The 17496-nt window shown below is 70.1% G+C and carries 22 protein-coding genes; 3 read left to right on the top strand and 19 right to left on the bottom strand.

Going from position 1 to position 17496, the window contains the following annotated elements:
* Positions 1 to 2: 2 nt before the first annotated feature.
* From AB0I68_RS24900 to AB0I68_RS24840, 13 genes are all read right to left on the bottom strand, one after another.
* Positions 3 to 911 carry a hypothetical protein gene (locus AB0I68_RS24900; protein WP_363179566.1) on the bottom strand — a complete coding sequence of 303 codons (909 nt, stop codon included), beginning with the start codon at positions 909 to 911 and terminating at the stop codon, positions 3 to 5.
* Between the two features lie 2 nt (positions 912 to 913).
* Positions 914 to 3322, bottom strand: a complete 2409-nt coding sequence (locus AB0I68_RS24895) for a phage tail tape measure protein (protein ID WP_363179670.1) — start codon at positions 3320 to 3322, stop codon at positions 914 to 916.
* 231 nt (positions 3323 to 3553) lie between these two features.
* Entirely contained in the window at positions 3554 to 4042 is a 489-nt protein-coding gene (locus AB0I68_RS24890) for a hypothetical protein (RefSeq protein WP_363179565.1), read from the bottom strand.
* Positions 4042 to 4563: a hypothetical protein gene (locus AB0I68_RS24885; protein WP_363179564.1), complete on the bottom strand. Its 522-nt coding sequence runs from the start codon at positions 4561 to 4563 to the stop codon at positions 4042 to 4044. Before AB0I68_RS24885 ends, AB0I68_RS24890 begins: the two co-directional genes overlap by 1 nt.
* A 12-nt stretch (positions 4564 to 4575) precedes the next feature.
* Complete coding sequence (locus tag AB0I68_RS24880) at positions 4576 to 5007, bottom strand: minor capsid protein (RefSeq protein ID WP_363179563.1); 432 nt, start codon at positions 5005 to 5007, stop codon at positions 4576 to 4578.
* Entirely contained in the window at positions 5004 to 5354 is a 351-nt protein-coding gene (locus tag AB0I68_RS24875; RefSeq protein WP_363179562.1) for a hypothetical protein, read from the bottom strand. Before AB0I68_RS24875 ends, AB0I68_RS24880 begins: the two co-directional genes overlap by 4 nt.
* Positions 5351 to 5674: a hypothetical protein gene (locus AB0I68_RS24870; protein WP_363179561.1), complete on the bottom strand. Its 324-nt coding sequence runs from the start codon at positions 5672 to 5674 to the stop codon at positions 5351 to 5353. Before AB0I68_RS24870 ends, AB0I68_RS24875 begins: the two co-directional genes overlap by 4 nt.
* The gene (locus tag AB0I68_RS24865) at positions 5668 to 6063 is read right to left on the bottom strand and encodes a hypothetical protein (protein WP_363179560.1); all 396 of its coding nucleotides are present in this window, start codon (positions 6061 to 6063) and stop codon (positions 5668 to 5670) included. The genes AB0I68_RS24870 and AB0I68_RS24865 overlap by 7 nt, the downstream gene beginning before the upstream one ends.
* 2 nt (positions 6064 to 6065) lie before the next feature.
* Positions 6066 to 6302: a hypothetical protein gene (locus tag AB0I68_RS24860; protein ID WP_363179559.1), complete on the bottom strand. Its 237-nt coding sequence runs from the start codon at positions 6300 to 6302 to the stop codon at positions 6066 to 6068.
* Positions 6303 to 6313: 11 nt separating this feature from the next.
* Positions 6314 to 7324 carry a major capsid protein gene (locus AB0I68_RS24855; protein ID WP_363179558.1) on the bottom strand — a complete coding sequence of 337 codons (1011 nt, stop codon included), beginning with the start codon at positions 7322 to 7324 and terminating at the stop codon, positions 6314 to 6316.
* Between the two features lie 17 nt (positions 7325 to 7341).
* The gene (locus AB0I68_RS24850; RefSeq protein WP_363179557.1) at positions 7342 to 8043 is read right to left on the bottom strand and encodes a hypothetical protein; all 702 of its coding nucleotides are present in this window, start codon (positions 8041 to 8043) and stop codon (positions 7342 to 7344) included.
* A gap of 78 nt (positions 8044 to 8121) precedes the next feature.
* Complete coding sequence (locus AB0I68_RS24845) at positions 8122 to 8292, bottom strand: Rmf/CrpP fold protein (RefSeq protein ID WP_363179556.1); 171 nt, start codon at positions 8290 to 8292, stop codon at positions 8122 to 8124.
* Positions 8293 to 8303: 11 nt separating this feature from the next.
* Entirely contained in the window at positions 8304 to 10559 is a 2256-nt protein-coding gene (locus AB0I68_RS24840) for a phage minor capsid protein (RefSeq protein ID WP_363179555.1), read from the bottom strand.
* 57 nt (positions 10560 to 10616) lie between these two features.
* On the opposite strand from AB0I68_RS24840, the gene AB0I68_RS24835 reads away from it, so the two are divergent.
* Positions 10617 to 11627 (top strand): hypothetical protein, encoded by a 1011-nt coding sequence (locus tag AB0I68_RS24835; protein ID WP_363179554.1) that lies wholly within the window; start codon positions 10617 to 10619, stop codon positions 11625 to 11627.
* A gap of 3 nt (positions 11628 to 11630) precedes the next feature.
* Here the strand turns inward: AB0I68_RS24835 and AB0I68_RS24830 are convergent, their stop codons facing one another.
* The 4 genes from AB0I68_RS24830 to AB0I68_RS24815 form a co-directional block, all read right to left on the bottom strand.
* Complete coding sequence (locus tag AB0I68_RS24830) at positions 11631 to 13109, bottom strand: phage portal protein (RefSeq protein ID WP_363179553.1); 1479 nt, start codon at positions 13107 to 13109, stop codon at positions 11631 to 11633.
* Entirely contained in the window at positions 13096 to 13533 is a 438-nt protein-coding gene (locus AB0I68_RS24825) for an HNH endonuclease signature motif containing protein (protein ID WP_363179552.1), read from the bottom strand. Before AB0I68_RS24825 ends, AB0I68_RS24830 begins: the two co-directional genes overlap by 14 nt.
* A 68-nt stretch (positions 13534 to 13601) precedes the next feature.
* Complete coding sequence (locus AB0I68_RS24820; RefSeq protein ID WP_363179551.1) at positions 13602 to 14834, bottom strand: PBSX family phage terminase large subunit; 1233 nt, start codon at positions 14832 to 14834, stop codon at positions 13602 to 13604.
* Positions 14834 to 15283 (bottom strand): helix-turn-helix domain-containing protein, encoded by a 450-nt coding sequence (locus tag AB0I68_RS24815; RefSeq protein WP_363179550.1) that lies wholly within the window; start codon positions 15281 to 15283, stop codon positions 14834 to 14836. Before AB0I68_RS24815 ends, AB0I68_RS24820 begins: the two co-directional genes overlap by 1 nt.
* Positions 15284 to 15358: 75 nt before the next feature.
* On the opposite strand from AB0I68_RS24815, the gene AB0I68_RS24810 reads away from it, so the two are divergent.
* Both AB0I68_RS24810 and AB0I68_RS24805 read left to right on the top strand, forming a co-directional pair.
* On the top strand, positions 15359 to 15814 hold the full coding sequence (locus AB0I68_RS24810; protein ID WP_363179549.1) for a hypothetical protein: 456 nt from the start codon (positions 15359 to 15361) through the stop codon (positions 15812 to 15814).
* Positions 15811 to 16227, top strand: coding sequence for a hypothetical protein (locus AB0I68_RS24805; RefSeq protein WP_363179548.1), 417 nt, complete (start codon positions 15811 to 15813; stop codon positions 16225 to 16227). The genes AB0I68_RS24810 and AB0I68_RS24805 overlap by 4 nt, the downstream gene beginning before the upstream one ends.
* 94 nt (positions 16228 to 16321) lie before the next feature.
* Here the strand turns inward: AB0I68_RS24805 and AB0I68_RS24800 are convergent, their stop codons facing one another.
* Together AB0I68_RS24800 and AB0I68_RS24795 are read right to left on the bottom strand one after the other, a co-directional pair.
* Positions 16322 to 17104: a hypothetical protein gene (locus tag AB0I68_RS24800; protein ID WP_363179546.1), complete on the bottom strand. Its 783-nt coding sequence runs from the start codon at positions 17102 to 17104 to the stop codon at positions 16322 to 16324.
* A partial coding sequence (locus AB0I68_RS24795; RefSeq protein ID WP_363179545.1) for a hypothetical protein occupies positions 17101 to 17496 on the bottom strand: 396 nt, incomplete at its 5' end. The genes AB0I68_RS24800 and AB0I68_RS24795, both read right to left, overlap by 4 nt.

Here is a 17496-nt window from a genome sequence, read left to right as displayed (position 1 = left end):
CCTTACCAGTGGGCGGAGCGCCATCGCAGGGAGCACGAGGCGCGGGGGTCGGTGCTGCCGGGGGCCGCGCGGAACAGGAGCGAGGTCGTACCGGGCGGCAGGGTGAATACCTGCTCGGGAGCGCTGCGGGCGGTCGCGGTGTAGAGCCGCGCCGCGGTCCGGTTGAGCGTCACCGTGCCCTCGCGGGTGTCGATCACGAGCTCGTCGTCGAGCGCGAGGTCGAGGTCGTACTCGATCGCCTCACCCGTCGCGAGGTTGGTCACCGACGGGAGAGAGACCGGGCCCCGGATCGCGATCACGGGATGACTCGGGGCGTCGCCGTCGTTGACGGCGAGCAGCGACCCCGTACTGCCAGGGCTCCCGAACTGGAGCGGGTAGAGCAGCCGTTCCGGCCCCGGGGACACCTGCCAGTCGAGGCCAGGCTCGGCCGCTGGCAGCCCGGTCTCGGCCTGCTGCTCGACGAGGCTGTACCGGCGGGGGTCGGTCGCCTCGAATTGGAGCGCCGCCCCCTGCACGACGCCGATCGCGTACCCGCCTACTCCGACGGGGATCGAGCGGCGCAGGCAGCGGGCGAAGCACAGCAGGGGCGGCTCGTCGTCGAGCATCACGACGAGCGGCTGCTCGTCGTCGCGGAGCGCGGTCGCCGCGCGCAGGGTGCGCACGGCGGTGCCCATCCGGCGCGGCTCGGTACGGATCACGACGTCGTCGAGCGTGATTGTCCGGGGTTGAGCGAGCAGCCGGCCGGGGTAGGCGCCGTGCGCGTCCGACCGCGGGACGGTGCCCGAGTCGAGACCGGGGGAGTCCTCCCACCCGGCGAGGGTCCGCCACCGGTAGGCGGTGCCGGGGCCGAGCAGCAGCTCGTCGCCGAACTGCACGTGCCCGGGACGGGTGACCATGTCGCCCGCTGCCATGGTCACCCCCTGCCCTTGGCGTGCCAGGCGAGCGCTGCCGCGGTCTGATCCGCGGTCGCGCTGCCTGCGTTCCAGTTCTCGATGTGGACTGCCGGACCGCCCCAACCCCCTCCCGAGCGCGCACCGTTGGCGGGCGCGCCTGCGGTGGCGAACTGCGGTTCGGGAACGGGGACGAGGCTGCGCATGGTGCGGTCGATTGCGGGGGCGCCCGCTTTGATGCCCTCGACGATTCCCGCGGGGATAAATTTTCCGATCTTGTCGCGCATGAGGCGACTCGGAGAGTGAATTCCGAGCGCCTTTGCGATGGGCCCCGGAATGAGATTCTTGGCCCAAGACATCAGGGTTGATCGCAGCCAACTGCCCATGCCGCGGATGCCGTTCCACAATCCGTAGATCAGATCACGGCCGCTGTCGTAGAGCATCGAGCCAAAATTGCCGAAGTATCCGGCGATCATTCCGGGCAGACCGCGCACCCAATCGAGCATTTCACCGGCCTTGCGGACGGTTCCGGACTTGATCGAATCCCAATGCTTGATGATGAGCCCGACGAGCGTCCAGTTCAGGAAGAAATCGACGATGCGGCCCGGGATGCCGCGGACCCATTCAACGGTGGCATTCCATGCGGATACGGTGCCACTCTTGATGGCATCCCAGTGTTTGATGATCAGCCCGACTAGCGTCCAGTTCAGGAAGAAATCGAGGATCATCTGACCGACCCACTTGAGCTTGCCCCACACCCAATCCCAAGCGGCCGACGTCGCCGAAACGATCGTGTCCCAGTTGGCGACAACAAGCGCGACGATGCCGACTACAGCGGCGATGATGAGCCCTACCGGGCCCATGGCGATAAGCCAGGCAGCGGCCATGCGGGCGCCTTGAATCAGGCTCTGTGTGCCCATGAGGACCCACGCGCCGACCACGCGCAGCGCGGCAGCAGCCGCACCCGCGCCCTGTGACACCCAACCGGCGAGCATCATCACGTTGAGCGCGACGAACCGCGCCGCTGCAACGGCGCCGGCCGCGGTCTGCGTGGCCCAACCTGTCACAACGGCCGTGGTGGTTGTCCATGCGGTGATGCCGAGCGCGACGAGCGTCGGGATCATCAGGACCGTGATCACGCCGGCGGCGATCGAGAGCGCCGTCGAGTGCTCGCCGATCCACCCCACCGACGCGCGCAGCGCACCGCCGAGGCCACCCTCGCCGATCCAGTCGGCCGCCGTTTCGAGCGCGGGAACGACGTTGTTCCCGAGGACGGTAACGACTTTGTCGATCGCCGCCCGCTTGAAAGCCTCGAATTTCGTCGCGGCGTTATCGCGCATTGCGTCGCCCGCCGCATCCGTTGCGCCCTTGACATTGCCGAGGGCGGCGACTGCGGTTTTCGGGTCGAGTTTAAAAAGGGCTTGCTGTAGATCCTCGGCCTTGGTTCCGAATAGCGCGACTGCCGTTGCATTTCGCTCGGCGGGGTCCTTGATTGCCTTGATGCGGGTAAGGACTTCCCCGAGGGCTTTCGATGCTTCCGGTCCACCCTTGGTGAACGTCTTCGCCATTACGTCCGCGTTGAGCCCGATGGACTGGAAAGCCTCTACGCTCCCCTTGCTCATGTCCTTCGAGCGGATCGCGAACTCTTTCAGCGCGTCCGCGACGGTATCCGCGTCACGTGCACCGCCTTGCAGGCCCTGCTGCATGAGGCCCATTGCGGTCTGTGCGTCGAGCCCTAGATCGCGGAATTGCGTCGGGTATTCCGCGAAAGTGTCGAGCAAATCCTCGGCGGCATTTGTGCCCGACTGGCTGCCCTTTACGAGGACGTCCATTGCTTCTTCGGCGTTTTTCGCGATGCCGGATTTCAGCATCACGCCGACGGCGCGGGACACCTTGCCGACGTCCTCGCCCATGACCGAGGCCGTGTCGGCGACGCGGGTCGCCATCTGCTTGATCTGGCCCTGCGTCGCTTCGGGCGGCAGCAGGCCCTGCTGTGCGATCCCTTTCAGGATGTCTGCGCCGTCGGCGACCGACTCGACGATCGCGCCTGAGTAGAGGGCGCCGGCGACCTTGCCGTATTCCTTGGCGACGGGGCCCGAGGTACCGAGCTGCGCTTGCAGCTTGCCGGCGACCTTGCCCCGGTCCATGGCTTCGGCGATGCCGCCCATGAGCGCGGTACCGATCGCCCCGCCAACCGCGGCGGCGGCGAAACCTTTCAGCGCGGCCCCCATGCCGGAGGACGCGCGCTCGCCGCCGTCGGCCGCGCCCTCGGCGAGACCGTCGCCGAGCGCGTCGCCCGCTTCCTGCCCTGCCTGATCGGCCGCGGCGGCGATCTGGTCGCCGCCCGCCTGCACCGCGGCGCGGGCGCGCGCCATTCCGGCATCTGCGCCCGAGTCGTCGATCGTGATTGTGGCGGCGAGTTCGCCCACCATGAGGGCCACGGGCTCACCTCCTGGCGGGTGCACCTCCCGTCGGGGAGGCATCGGGCGGAGGGGTGAGCACCCGAGCAAGGCGAGACTCGGCCGAGAGAAGAGCGAGGATGCGCACGCGCAGCCATCGCCAGGAACGGGCTTGCAGCAGCCCGGGGTCGCCTACGTCGATGCCGTAGACCTCGTGCAAGTCAGCCTCGACGAGCGGCCACTCGGCGAGGATCGCCGCCCACGTCAGTGACGCTTGCGGCCCTTCTTGCCCGCGCCGCGGGCGGGCGCCGGGCGGGTACTCGTACCACTCGTAGAGCCCCGACTCGGCGTCGAACTCGCCGCACCCGACTGGTGCCGGCGGGCCGCCCGGTTCGGGGCCAGCCGAGAAGGGTCGCCGGCCGCGGTCCAGTATCGTTCGGCGGCCGTCTTGTCCTGCGCGATCCACACCATGGCGGTGATCGCGCAGTGTTTGAGCGTCGGCCACTTCACGCCGTCGGCGATCATCTCGTCGTGAGCGGAGCCGAGTACGTCTCGGTAGAGGTCGCGCTCGGCGGCGTCGCCGAGCACCTGCTCGTCGGCGCGCCCACCATCGGCGGCGACTGCGGCGGCGTGGATGAGCGCCTGTGTCCGCAGGCCGATCTCGGCCGACGGCGCGGGCACGGTGTAGAGGCGGCCGGCGACGGGCAGCTCGATTGACTCGTCGAGCAGTTCGCCGAGTTCCTCGAACGCCACTACGCGTCACCCCCCTTGGCGGCGAAGGTTCCGCCACCGGCCGCGGGGTTGGTGATCTCGGCGAGCGGGCCCGAACCGGTCAAGGTGACCTTGATCGTGTCGACCTCGTCGGGTCCGCCCCCGTCTGGTTCCCACGTCACCAGGGCGAGGCCCTGCTGCGCGTCGTCGGCGCCGTTGCGGTCGTAGTAGCGGACGCTCACGTATGACTTGGCGCCGAAGCTGCGGGATGCCTTGCGCAGGGCCTCTTGGGCGCTGTTGAACTTGCCGGTCACGGGGTGCGCGCGGTGGGCGATCGTGGTCTCGATGGACCACGCGAGCATGGTCACGGCCTGCTCGCTCCACCCTTCGGCGTCGTAGGTCGTCACCTCCTGCTGAGTCGGTTCGATCTTCGGCGTGAACTCGGTGACTCCCGGAACGAGGGTCCATATCGGGGTTCCGGGCGTCGTGCCCATGTCCAGCTCAAGGCGGTAGCGGCGGGCGAGCGCGGTTACGGTCTCGGCCGGGGGCGTCGGGGTACTCAAGTGGGCGCCTCCTTATTCGAGGTGGGGGTGCGCCCGATGGGCGCGAACGTGGAAGTTGGCGGAGCGCTCCCAGCGGCCGGCCGAGTCGGCGCCGATCGGGGCGGCCGAGACGCGAAAGACGAGCTGCACCGGGACGGCGCCGAAGCGGTGCGGGCCGGACGCGTGCAACACCTCGTGCACCTGGTCGTCGAGGGCGTCGACCTCGCGGGGGTCGGCCCCCGCGCGGGTGCGCGCCTGAATCCCGGTGGTCGTGTCGGTGAGCACGGGGGAGTCGGTGACCGGGTAGGCGGCGAGGCAGATCACGCGGTCGGGGACCGGGGGAAGAGCGGCGATGGTGATCGCGGTCTCGCCCGCGGCGTACACGCCGTCGGGGCGGTAGATGCCGACCCCCTGCTCGTGCAGCAGGCGGGCGAGACCGTCGAGCAGGTCGACGGTGTAGGTCATGAGCGCAGCGCCCGCCGGATCTGCGCGGCGATCAGGGCCTGCACCTCGCCGGCGGTCTCGGGCAGTACCGACTCGACGTACTTCGCGGAGCGGCCGGGGGAGTGCCGGGCGGTCATGTCCTCGTGGACCCGCGCGGCGTACGGGGTGTCGTAGCTGACGGCGGCCGTCATGGTGGCCTCGTCAACCGAGGTCGCGCCGGAGCGTTCAAGGGTGCCCTCGGCGATCGGTACGCGCTGCCTGCTCGCCCCGAGCACGTGCTCGGCACTGAGCAGCAGTCCGCGGGTGGCGGCCTGCTTGATCGCGGCGGTGGCGGCGTCGCCGGTCCAGCGCAGTCGGGCGCGGCTCATTCGCACATCACCTCCGAGCAGGCCGGCACGGGCAGGCCCGGGGCGGTGTGGCGGGTGATCGAGAGCGCGGTCGCCGTCCGGCCGTCGGGCAGGGTGACCCGCGATCCGGGCGGACAGTCGAGATCGGGGGCGGCGATGACCTGCGCGCTGCTGGTGACCTCGCGCCCGTCGGGCGTGCGCACCATGCGAACGGCGGGCGAGACGAGGGCGGGCACGGCGGGGACGGCGGCGCCATACCGGGGCCCGTATGCGCCGTCGCCGAGGTAGGGCTCGATCCGGATGCGGTGGCGCAGCAGCACCTCGGGAATACGGCTCACCATCCGATCACCCGCCCCGGGGTCAGACCCGCGCGGCGCAGCGCCCGATCGGCGCGCGGAGCGAGTTCAACGCCGGCCGCCGCGGTGCGCGAGCTGCGCCCCGACAGGCTCACGGGGCCGATGCTGACCGAGTCCCACTGTCCGCCGGCGCCGGTCCCGTCGTCGCCGCCGGCGAGCTGGAACTCGACCTGCGCGCATGTGGCGTTGGCGAGGGCGGCGCGCACCTCGGGGTCGAGGGGGTCGCCGTCCTCGTCGACGGGATAGACCGCGGTGAGCAGGGCCGAGTCGATGTCCTCGCCGGCCCGTGCGAGGAGTCGCTCGGCGTCCGCGGGGGCCGGTTGCCCGGTCCATGCGGCGAGTTGCTCGGGGGTCGCGTAGGGCTGGCGGGCCACGATCACCCCCTCTTGCTGCGGGCAGCAGAACGGCCCGTCGACGTGGTGTCGGCCGGGCCGTCCTGCTCGCTGTGCTGCTCGGTATCCGGCGGATCGTCGCCGAGGGGCTCGACCGTGTAGCCGGCACCCTGGCAGTAGCCGATCACGGCCGGATCGCTCGTGGTTGCGGCGCCGTCGACGAACGGAATCCCGCCGGGCCCGTCCCCGGTGAAGTCGGAGACCGGGGCAGTGATGCGCATGATCACGGGCATCACGCGCTCTTGATGTTGCGCAGTACCGCAGCGGCCTTGGTCGCCTTGAGAACAGGCGCCACGGGCCCCATTTCGACTTCACCGGTCTTGACGGCGCCGGAGCGGTCGAACTCGGGGAGCCACGTCGACACGAGCGGCGAGCCGCCCCCGACCGAGGCACCGTGGAAACCGTCGAGCCCGTACCGGACGGCGAACAGGTCGCCGAGACCGGTCACGTTCCCGCCCCCGCCCGCGCCGTCCGGGTCGCGGGTCACGAGGCCGATCACATCGGCATTGCTCCCCGCCTTGCTCTTGAGGTCGATCAACGGGATGCCGTTGTACGCGGTGACCGGGCGGCCGAACGCGTCGGTCGTCTTGTCGAGCTGCTCGGTCCATGCCGCAATCCGCTTGAAGAGCGACAGGGTCTTGCGGTTGCCGTAGATCACATCGGGCGCGTCATCCATGGCGGCGAGCCAGTTGTCGATGTGCGTCTGCGCGGCGAGCGCCGCAGCCTTGTCGTTGATCGCGGTCCAGTCCAGGAATCCCGCGGCAACGCCGTTCGCGAGCGGCAGGTACTCGGTCGAGCTGCCGGTGAGGATCTTCGAGAGACCGTCGAACCCGTTCGTCTCGACGGCCTTATCGCCGTTGATCACGGCATCGGCGAACCGCGCCCGCGATGCCTTGATGAGCTGCTGCATGTTGAGGGTGACGGCGCCCGAGGCGGCCGGCCCGATGCGGGCGATCACCCGGTCGATCTGGAACGAGCCGCCGAGCGGCACGAGATCGACTGTGTAGCGCTGCGTCTGGACCTCGGCCGGGGTGTACTCCGAGTTCAGGGCGCGGAAGTCGGCCGAGCGCTGCGTGATCAGACGCCGGTATCCGTAAGTGAGGGTGTCGCCGCCGGTCGGCGACACGACGTTGTCGAAGGTGAGGCGGTCGAGGATGTCGGACGACTTCCGGAACTCGTCGATCACCATCGTGTCGACGTCGTCCTGCGCGTTGTTCCGCGCCTCGGCAAGGGAGGTAGGCAAAGCGGTTTCTCCTGGGGTTAGGCGCCGCTCATGCGGGCGGCGACGGCGTCGTGCAGCGTGGCGGCGCGGCGTTCGCCGCCCGGGGCGCCGTGGAATTCGGCGCCGCCGCGGGGTGGCCCTGCGGGTGCGGCGCGGTAGAGGTCGGGGTCGGCAGTGACTGCCGTGGTGATCGCGGCGGCGAGCTTGGTGTCGAACTCGGCCGCGGTCGGGTCGAGGTCGGCGACCGAGGCAAGGAAGCTGCGCGAGTTCAGCAGGCGGTCGCCGCGGGCGCCCTGGTCGGCGGCGGCGCGGGCGACGGCGAGTTCGACTCGGGCCGAGCGCAGTTCGCCGGCGTGCTCGGCGAGCAGCCGGTCGCGCTCGGCGACCGCGGCGGCGAGCTTGGTCGGGTCCTGCTCGGCCTCGCCCCCGTTGGGGTTGAGCGCCCGGGTCACGGCATCAAGCGCCGTCCGCAGCTCGTCGCGCTCGGCTGCGGCCTGCTCGGCTCGGGTCGTTGCCTCGGCGAGCTGCTGCTCGGCGGCGGGATTCGCGGCCGGCGGTGCGGCGGGGTCGGTGTTGGGGGCGGTGGCCGGGTCCGCGGCGGGCGGGGTGCCCGGGTCGCCGCCTTCACCCGAGCCGCCCTTGATGGGCCAGATCGGGCGGCCGTCGCGGCGGAAGCTGAGGGCGCTCTCGCCCGTGCGGGGGTGGATCGGCAGTGGGCCGTCGAGGGTGTTCTCGGGCATGGTGGGTCGGCCCTCCGGGGCTCGTGCGGGCATGAAGGAAGGGCCACCGGATCGGCGGCCATATCGAGGGGAGAGCGGCTACGGCTCGGGTGTTTCGAGCTGCTGCTCGGCGGCGACGTACCCGCGCACCCATGCGGAGCGCAGCAGCGGCTCGTCGCCGCGGTGCGGGCACTCGGTCGCCGGTCGGCCGGCGACCGCGGCGGCGGCGCCGGCCTCGCGGGCGCGCACGGCGTCCTCACGGAACCCCAAGCGATCACCCCCTAGAACTTGTTGCGTTGGTCCTCGCGGGCGGCGCGTGCGGTGTCTCCTGCGGCGGTCCGGGCGCCGGTCACCTGCTCGGTGAACTCGGTCAGCGTGACGCGGGGCGAGACCTCTTCCCAGAAGCGGATCAGGTCCTCACTCGCCCTCGCGTAGGCGACGTGTGCGGGGCCACTGAACAGAGAGAAGGGATCGACGCCGGCGGCGCGCGCCTTGCGGTTCAGCATGAATCCGCGGGTGTAGTCCTCGGCGGCGAGCACCTGCAAATAGACGTGCTCGCGGTACATCTCCCGGATCTCCTCGCGGCTGTACGCCTCGCGCGCCGCGCGTGCTTCGAGTTCCCGCTCGTACGCCCACCGTTCGACGGCGGACATGTGCTCGGTCCCGTCGGGGCCCTTTTCGAGGTCGCGTCCGTAGGCGCCCCACTCGTCGGGGTCGGCCGGCGGCGCGTCGTCGAGGCGTACGGGCTGCATGGCCTCGTCGAGGGCGGCCCGGGTGGCGAGGGTGTCGGCGACCCGTGCGCCCGCGGGGGCGGGCGGGGGCGGGGCGGGGTATCGGCGGTCGATCTCGGCAGCGATCCGGGCGGCGTCCTCGGGGGAGGCGTAGCGCACACCCCACACGAGCAGGTCGTCGCCGAGGGCGGACAAATCGGCGGCGAGCCTACCGGCCGGTAACAAATTCTCGAGCGCGGCTCTGCGGTGAAATTCAGCGCCGATCGCCGCCCGGTCCTCTGGAACGCTGCGGGCGCGGGCGGCGAGGTCGCGTTCGGACATGCCGACGAAGTCCGGTCGGATACCGGGCATTGCCGCGTCGATGTCGCGCCGGTCCATCTCGCCCATGATTCGCAGCATGTCGTCGTCGCCCAGATGGACGGCGACGGCGGCGAGCTCGTCGTCGGAGAACTGCGAGAGGTTCTCAACGAGCTGGCCCTGCGGGCGGATGCGGTCGAGCAGCACCTGATCGTCGCGCCGTTTGGCCTCGCCGCGGATGCGGTCGAGGTCGCGCTGATCGAGTACCCCGGGCCGGATGGCGGCGCCGAGCTGCTCGTCGGTCATCTCGGGCAGGGTGCGCTCGTCGCCGGAGCGGACCCGCGCAGCCTCGAACGCGTCCTGCGGCGGGCGCGGCGCCGTGGTCGGCAGGTTGCCGGCCCCGGGCTGCTCGCGCTCGCGGCGCCGAATGAGTTCGGGGTGCTCGGCGAGGTGGGCGCGCTGCTTGGCCTGCCACTGCCGCACCTTGGCCTCGGCCGCCCGACGGGCCTCGGGGCTCGTCGCCGCGGCGGCGCGGTTCTTGTACTTCCTGATCCCGCGCTCGATCGCGCGCTGCTTCTGTGTGGCCTCGTACCCGTCGGGGTCGTCGGAGTGCTCGACCGGTGCCCGGGTCACCCCGGGCAGGAACGCGGCAACGGAGTGTCGGCAATTGGGGTGCTGGAATCCGTGCTGCCGGGCCTCGTCGAGGCTGCCGGCGATGTCCACGCGGACGCTGCGCCCGTCCTCGATGGCGTGCTCGACCTCGATCGAACGGGCGCCGCCCGGTCCGTCGAGCGAGAGCACCTTGCCCTCGAACGGCTTGCACACGGGGCATTCGTGCGGGGCGTTGCTGACGATCACGAGGTCGAGGCCGGCGGCGCGTAGCTTGTCGCCGTGTGCCTCGACCGCGGCCCTGCCGGTCGCCGTCCGTACGGCCATCTCGGCGTAGCTCGTCATCTGCCACGCGCGCCCGCCGCGGTCGACGAACGTCCGCAGGCCCCGATCGGCAAACCGGTCCATGGCCGATTGGGTGGCCTGCCGGCGGGTGTCGATGCCGAGCAGGGGAGTTGCCGACACCTCGGCGATCACCTGCCGGTACCCGTCCTCGACGCCGCGGAGAATCCCGCGGTGCGTGGCCGTGACGAGATCGACGGTCTCGGCGGCGAGGCGGTCAACGGCGCGCGTGTTCGGAGTGGTGTCGGCGATCCGGCGCAGATCGTTGTCGTGCAGCGCGCCGAGTTCGGCGAGGCCCGAGCGGGCGCCAACGTTGTACGCCTCGGCGACCGCGTCGAACACCTCCAACCGTGTGGCCTCGGCGAGGGCGTCGACGACCCCCTGCGCACCGCGGCGCAGGGCCTGTACGTCGCGCAGTTTGTTCGTTGCCCACCCTGGGGCCTCGAACCCGTCGGCGAGCTGCCGAGCAACGATGCCGAGCAGCCGCTGCTCGGCGTCCGCGTAGAGGTCACGGACGCCGGCCGAGAGATCCTCGACCATTCCGGGGTGTATGGGCATGGCACCCCCCGTACGCGCACGGACGCGTTGTCAGTGGTACCCCGTACGGTCGAGGGCATGACCTCTGAGCAGATCAACCTCGGTGATATCCGCACCCGCGCCGAACTGAAGGAGGTGTTCGGTGGCAGCTTGCAGGGCGGCATCATCCCGTCCACCACGACTGACAACGTCCTGATCTATTCGGACCACGACAGCGGCAAGGACTACGGATACCAGGATGGTTGGCTTGCCGAGGAAGACGAAAAGGGCCCGATCTTCGAGTACACCGGTCAAGGTGTCGAGGGCAACCAGACCCTGAAGGGCTTCAACGGGTCGGTACTGAACCACGCAGCAGACGATCGCACGCTGCGCCTGTTCATCTGTGTCGGGTACGTAAACGGCAAGAACGGAACCAAGCTGCACCGCTACGTCGGTGAGTTCAAGGTCGACGACGACGAGCCGTTCGTAAGGCGACAGGCGCTCGACCAGAACAAGGACCTCCGATGGGTCTACGTCTTCCGGCTGCGCCCCGTTGCCGAGGCCGAGCAGCTCGCCGAGGACTTCGTTTCCCCAGCGCTCGATGACGACATCGAGACCGTGCCGGCCGTGCCCATCAGCGATCTTCCGTACTTTGCTCTTCAGCCGGCCGAGTCCACCACCGGACAGGCAACCAAGCCGGAGAAGAACACCAAGAAGACCGTGACCCGCAAGGCGAGCGACGCCGTCGAGGTCACGCGACGCGAGGCGGAACTGAGCGACCGGTTCCTCGCCTTCCTTCAGGCGCAGGGCCACACGGTCGATCGCTTCAAGATCCGCGTAAAGGGTCTGACCTCCACGTTCTGGACGGATCTCTACGACGCAACCGACAACGTGCTCTATGAGCTCAAGGGCACCAGTAGCCGCAACGCGGTACGCATGGCCATAGGGCAGTTGCACGACTACCGTCGCCACATCCCGCCGACGGATGCACAACTCGTCGTGCTGCTCCCCGAGCGCCCCGTCGACGACTTGGCCGAGCTCGTCACGTCTGCCGGTATGGCGCTCGTGTACGAGGACGGCGACAAGTTCATTGGATGGCCCGTGGGTTAGGGGCTAAGGCAGTTGCCCGGCCTGCATAGGGTCGGGCACTGCCTGCCCGGTCTCGGTGAGGATGCGGCCAACCTCGCTCCGCACAGCGTCCTCGTCCCACTCGGGGTGGACCATGCGCACTTTGGTGTCGACGCTTACGGCCTGCGCCTGCTGGAACAGCGAGAGCGTCTGTGCGAGGGCGGCAGGGTCCTCGCGCACCGTGCTCCCGAACTCAATCCGGGGACGCTCGGGCACGATGCCGCGACCGAACATGAGGCGGTCGAGCAGCAGCATGACGTGCAGCATCTCGCCGAGCGGCGGCGAGTAGTAGCGGATCTTCTTGCCTCTGGTGGTCATGCTCCGGCGCTGCTGCGCCTTGACTTCGGTCGCCGTGATCGCGGCGCCCTGGTCGTCGATGCCGAAGGTCTGCGCGCTGTATCCGGCGGACCGTACGGCTTGCCGGGTGGCTGCTTCGGACGTCCGCTCGTGCTCGTCGACCCTGATCGCGAACTGCGAAAGGGTGATCCCTCCGCCCTGCTCGGTGGGCGGGATGTTCAGGAGCTGCCAGATTTCCCGGTCGTCGTCGAACGAGGCGCCGCGGCCGGGGCCGTGGTCGCGCAGGTAGGCGTCGGGGATGATCAGGCGGGCGCGGGCGAGGCGGATGTCGCGAATCCAACTCGTCCATGTCGTGTCGAGGGCGTCGAGCAAGTCGTACAGCGGGGCAGCGTAGTCGGAGCGTCCGAAGTCCGAGCCGCGGTGCTTGCGGTTGGGGCCGATGTTGCGGACGTAGGCGGCGGTCAACCGGTCGATGCCGGTCTCGATCGACTCGCCATCGGGGCCGAGGGCGTCGGCGAGCGGTGCGACGGCGGGGTGTTCGGTCAGCGGGATGCGCCGGCCGAGGTTGTCGGGCGTTCCCTGGTAGAGGGCGTGCAGGATGCGCCCACGCTCGTGCCGCTCCAGGTGGCGGAGCACGGTCGCGCCGTCCGAGGCGAGCTCGTGCCAGAAGGTCACGGCGCGCAGGATGCCGAACGAGAACTCGGGTACCGCGCTGTCGGGGTGCACGGTGGTGAGCAGCGGCCGGTCGACGAGCGAGTGATCCCAGGTGATCCGCAGGTACACCCCGCCGAGGGCGGCGGCGACCTCGGCGGATTCGAGCAGGGTGTTCGCGATGCCGTCGGCGTCGGTCAGCTCGTCGAGCCGATCCTGCGTCGGGCGGTCCGTCACGGTGAACGTGGGCGGCTCGCTGAACAGCAGATCGGCGGACGCGGTGGCGATGTCGCCGGCGAGCGGGATGTGCAGGCGGGCGTCGCGCTTGCCGGGCGTTGGTGTCCGGCGGCGCCCCCACAGGCGCGAGCTGCCGTCCTTGCGTGTTGGGCTGTTGCCGTAGACGGCGGTGAGCTTCGCGGGGTCGCCCGAGTACCAAGCGTCATCGATGCGGATCTCGGCGAGGGTTGCGGCGAGGTGCGGCGGGGGCCACGGGGTGTTGGTCTCAGGCAGCGGCACAGCTCACCCCCGTTCGCTTCCGTGCGCGGGCGCGCGCGGCCGTGCGGCACGTGCGGCACTTGCGGGTGCCGTTGCCGGCCCGGTAGGTGTTGGCCTCGTCGAAGGGGTGGCCGTGGATGCACGCGGTCTGTCGGGCGCGGGCGGCGACGTGCGACTCGCCCCGCAGGACGTTGACTCGCTGCGTGACCGGTTCCAGGTGGGCGGGGTTGACGCACCCGCGGTTGCGGCACAGGTGGTCGATCACGAGACCCGCGGGTATCGGCTCGACGAGCGCCTCGTATGAGGCGCGGTGCGCGTACTGGCGCTCGCCGCCGGTGGTGATGCGGGCGTATCCGTTGGGCATGAGGTAGCCGGTCCACTGCCAGCAGCCGGCCGGGGTGTCGGTGATCCGGGCGAGGAATCGGTCGGTCCAGTCGGCGCGCATGGCGGCCCCCCTTGGGCATGGCAAAGCCCCCGCGCCGACTCGGCGGCGGGGGCCGTGGTCGGGTTGGGTTATGCGGCTTGTGCCAGCAGGGGGCGCCACTCGTGCGCCGTTGAATGGATCACGTAGCGCAGGGCGTCGACGCTGTGATCGTCCTTCTTCACCGGCTTGTCTTCACCGCGGGCGGCGGCCTCTTCTGACCACACGTAGTTGGGCAGTTCGCCGAGCAGCCCCTCGCACGAGCGATGGATGCGCAGCAGGTCGGCGTCGAGCGCGTTCGACACGCTGCGGATGCCGTCGATGACGTCGTTTACCGCGCGGGTGACGCCGGGGTGCCCGTCGGCCCAAAGCTGATTGGAGTACGAGGCGGCGCTCGGGTCGATGAACGTCCACTCGGGAGTGACGTCCAGTTCGCCGAGCCAGTCGCGGACGGCGCGGCTGTACTGCGCGTCGGTCATCTGGCGGTGTGCGAGGCGGGAGTCGTGGCGCCACTCGCTCACCACGTACAGCCGGTCGTCGTCGCCGAGGCCGAGCAGCAGTGAGGCGAAAGGGTTCGCCGTGCCGTAGTCGATGCCGACCCAATAGCGGCGCATTGGGGGCAGCTCGTCGACGACGTGCTGCTGCTCGTCGTAGGCGTCGTAGATCGCGCCCTCGGCGACGACCCACTCGCCGAGGATCATGCGCCGGCGCCAAAGGCCGGTGAACTCGGCGGCGAGCGCTGCGACGTACGCCTCGCTCAACGAGGGGTTGTCGGCGAGGCGGAAGTGAAAGGCGGCGAGGTCGAGGTCGCCGGCGCGGTCGAGGTAGTCGGTCCGCAGCCAATGCCGGGGCGAGTCGGGGTTCGTGGTCCCGATCAGCTTCGCCCCGGGGACGGAGAGGCGGGCGAGGAGCTGCCGGAAGAAAGCGGCGGGCAGCAGCGTGACCTCGTCGCAGTAGGCGAGCGAGGCGGTCATGCCGCGCAGGCGTCCCTCGGCGCGCGCGTCCGAGGCGCCAACGAGGTGCACGACACGCCCCAGGATCACGGCGGTGGTGGCGCCGCGGGTGTGGTGGACCTCGGCCGCGACGTCGCCGAACAGGGCCCGGTCGGCTAGGACGTCGAGACAGTTCCGCTCGATCGTCTGGAGCGAGCGACCGCAGATGACGATCAGGCCCGACGCGGGGGCGCGCCGGATCATGAGCAGGAAGCAGACGAGCGAGGCGATCGTCTTTCCCGACCTGACGCTGCCGTGCCAGATGTTGATACGGCGGGTGGCGCCCCGGATCGAGTCGACCTGTTTCGGGGAGAGCGGGGCGAGGGTGGTCACTAACCCCCCTCGTGGTCACCTCCGGCCGGGGGCCCGAGCAGGGCGTCGGCGAGGCGATCGAGCATCGAGCCGCCGCTGCTCCCGTTGCTGCTGTGGCGGGCGAGCTCGGCGACGCGGGCGTGTACCTCGGTGAGGGCGCGGGCGGCGGTGGCGTGATCGCGGGCATCGCGCGCCGACTCGGCGCCGGCCGTCCGGGCGACCTGCCCGAGGGCGCCGTCGAGGGCCTCGTCGGCGAGCTGCTCGCGGCGTGCGGCAGCGTCTGCTCGTCGAGCCTCGGTCGCGGCGGCGACGCGGGCGCCCCCTGCGAAGGTGAGCCCTTCCTCACGGGCGATCTTGCTTACGGTGGCAGCGCTGCGCCCGATCGACCGGGCGATCTCGTTACGGGACTTGCCTTCAGCGTGTAGTCCACGGACCTTGTCGCGGTCACGGTCGGTAATTGGATGGGCCACGGCTGTTCCTCCCCGAATGCAATGAGAGGCGAACGGCCAGATACTGGAGATCACGCACTAGATCAGGTGGATGCCATGGGACAAGATGCATGGATAGCCGCGACACATGCTGCCGGATGGATGGCCACCGTGCTTGACCTGGGGAAACTGGCGGACAAGTGCCAGCCCGGCACGGTCGACGTGGTCAGGATGATTGACCGCGATCCTGACGAGGTAGCCGCGGAACTCGGCCGTAGGTATCTGCTCCATTACGTTCACGAATCAAGGCGCGGTTGCCTTGCTCGGGACGGCGGCTTGAGCGCATGCTATGCGACACCTACTCCGTACAGTCCCGAGGAAGCATCCCAGTATCTCGCCCTGCCAGTGCCGGAGAATCTGCGACGGACGGTCTTTTACATCGACCTGTCGCTCATAAAGCGTCCGATACGTGGACCTGCGCGGGAGCCGTTGGGCGGCGGAGTCCAGTACTACTTGCCGCAGGGCTGTGACCGAGCGGCCATAGAGACCGGCTGGGAGGTGACGATCAGATGACCGAACCATACTGGCTGTCACACGTGCGGGAATACCTTCACGGGGCAAATGTCGAGTCCTACCTGAAGGACCACGACATCGGCCACTACGAGCTCACGGTGAACGGTGCCGATCGGCACGGCGGTGTGGAGTGGACCTACCAGAGCGAGAGCGAGCATCCACGCCGATATGTACGGCTCTCGATCATTCCTGATCCCTCGGGCGCAAGGGGAACGCTGGAGCTCATCGCGGGAGCGAGCGACGGTCACCGGTACGCCACTCGCCGGATCGCACTCATGCAAGTTGAGACGACCGCCCTCGATAAAGAGCTACCCCAACAGTGGCTTTACGGTGCGTTTCATGAGGCCGAACGGATCTCCCTGACTGAGCGTGATGCCCAGTTCCCCGACCTGGTCACCCAACAGCACAAGTAACCCTGCCTTCTGAGGAGCGCCCCGTCATCGATGCTGATGACGGGGCGCAGCTGTTCGGGTTTCCGGGCACGCCGGAGACGCCCCCCAACTTAGATCACGAACTGATAACGGCGCAAGCCTGTTCGGCCTCGACTTCTCCGGCCCCCATGGCGGCGGCGAACCGAGCGAGCAACGGGCCCATGTCGGACCGTTCCCACACGCGGTGTCCGTCGAGGTCGAGCGGTACCGGCGCCGAGCAGCGCGAGCCCCCCATGCAGGTGATGCGCTGCACGTCCCCCGAGGCCGAGTACAGCGTGAGGGGGGACGCGCACCACGGGCACGGGTACCGGCTGCTCGCCGACCGCTCGTCGTGGCGCAGGGTGCGCAGTACGCGGTCGGCGCACTGGCGGGCGACGCGGTGCGCCTCGTGCAGCGCCCACCCGGGCAGGGGAGCGAACAGCGGCTCGGGCCCGTCGGTCTGCTCGCCGAGCACGCGCCCCTCGACGTAGACGCTTGCCCAGTGGGCGCCCTGCGTGCGTGAGCCGTGCCCGTGCTGCGTGCGGTAGTTCCAGCGGTGCAGCTCGTCGAGGGGGGTGTGCTCCTGTGTCACGGCGGCGCAGGTGTCGGAGAGGTCGAACAGCATGTTCTCGACGGCGACCACGGCATCGTGGGCAGTGAGGTTCAGCGGCGCGGGGTGCGCGCGCAGGGCGTACGGCTCCCGGTCCGCGACGAGCAGTGGCCCGTCGGTGGCGACCTTGTCGAGGAACGCGGTCGTCTCCCTCGGCGGCCAGTCGGCCGCGGTGGGCGGCGCCTCGACGGCGGCGAGCAGCGCGCCCCACTTCTCACGCACGAGGCGCAGGGCAGCGACGGTCTGATCTGTGGCTCGGGTGTGGTTCATCGGTCCCCCTCGGTGACGACGTGCTGCTCGCGCAGGGCCTCGGCCTCGGCGAGGGCGACGTCGCGCTCGGCCTCGGTCTCGACGAGGGCCTGCTCGGCGGCCTCGATCCGCTTGTGCAGGCGCATCGCTGCTGTCTGCTGTCCGCCGGCGCTGCGGCGGTGGGTGTCGCTCTCGGCGACCTCGGCCTCGACGTCGGCGCGCAGGGCCGCGCAGTCTTCGGGGGTGAGCACGCCTCGGTCGGCGCGGGCGAGCAGCAGCAGGAAGCGCTCGCGTCGGGTCTCGCGGGTGAGTTCGCGGACGAGGACTCGGCCGCGGCGGGAGTCGGTACGGGTACGGGCGTGCAGCGTCATGCGGGCGTGTCTCCGTTCGAGGCTCGGCGGGCGGCCGACGAG

Origin of the sequence: Streptomyces sp. NPDC050448, from assembly GCF_040655295.1 — a bacterium.
GTDB lineage: Bacteria > Actinomycetota > Actinomycetes > Streptomycetales > Streptomycetaceae > Streptomyces.
This window is presented reverse-complemented; position numbering and strand designations above follow the sequence as displayed.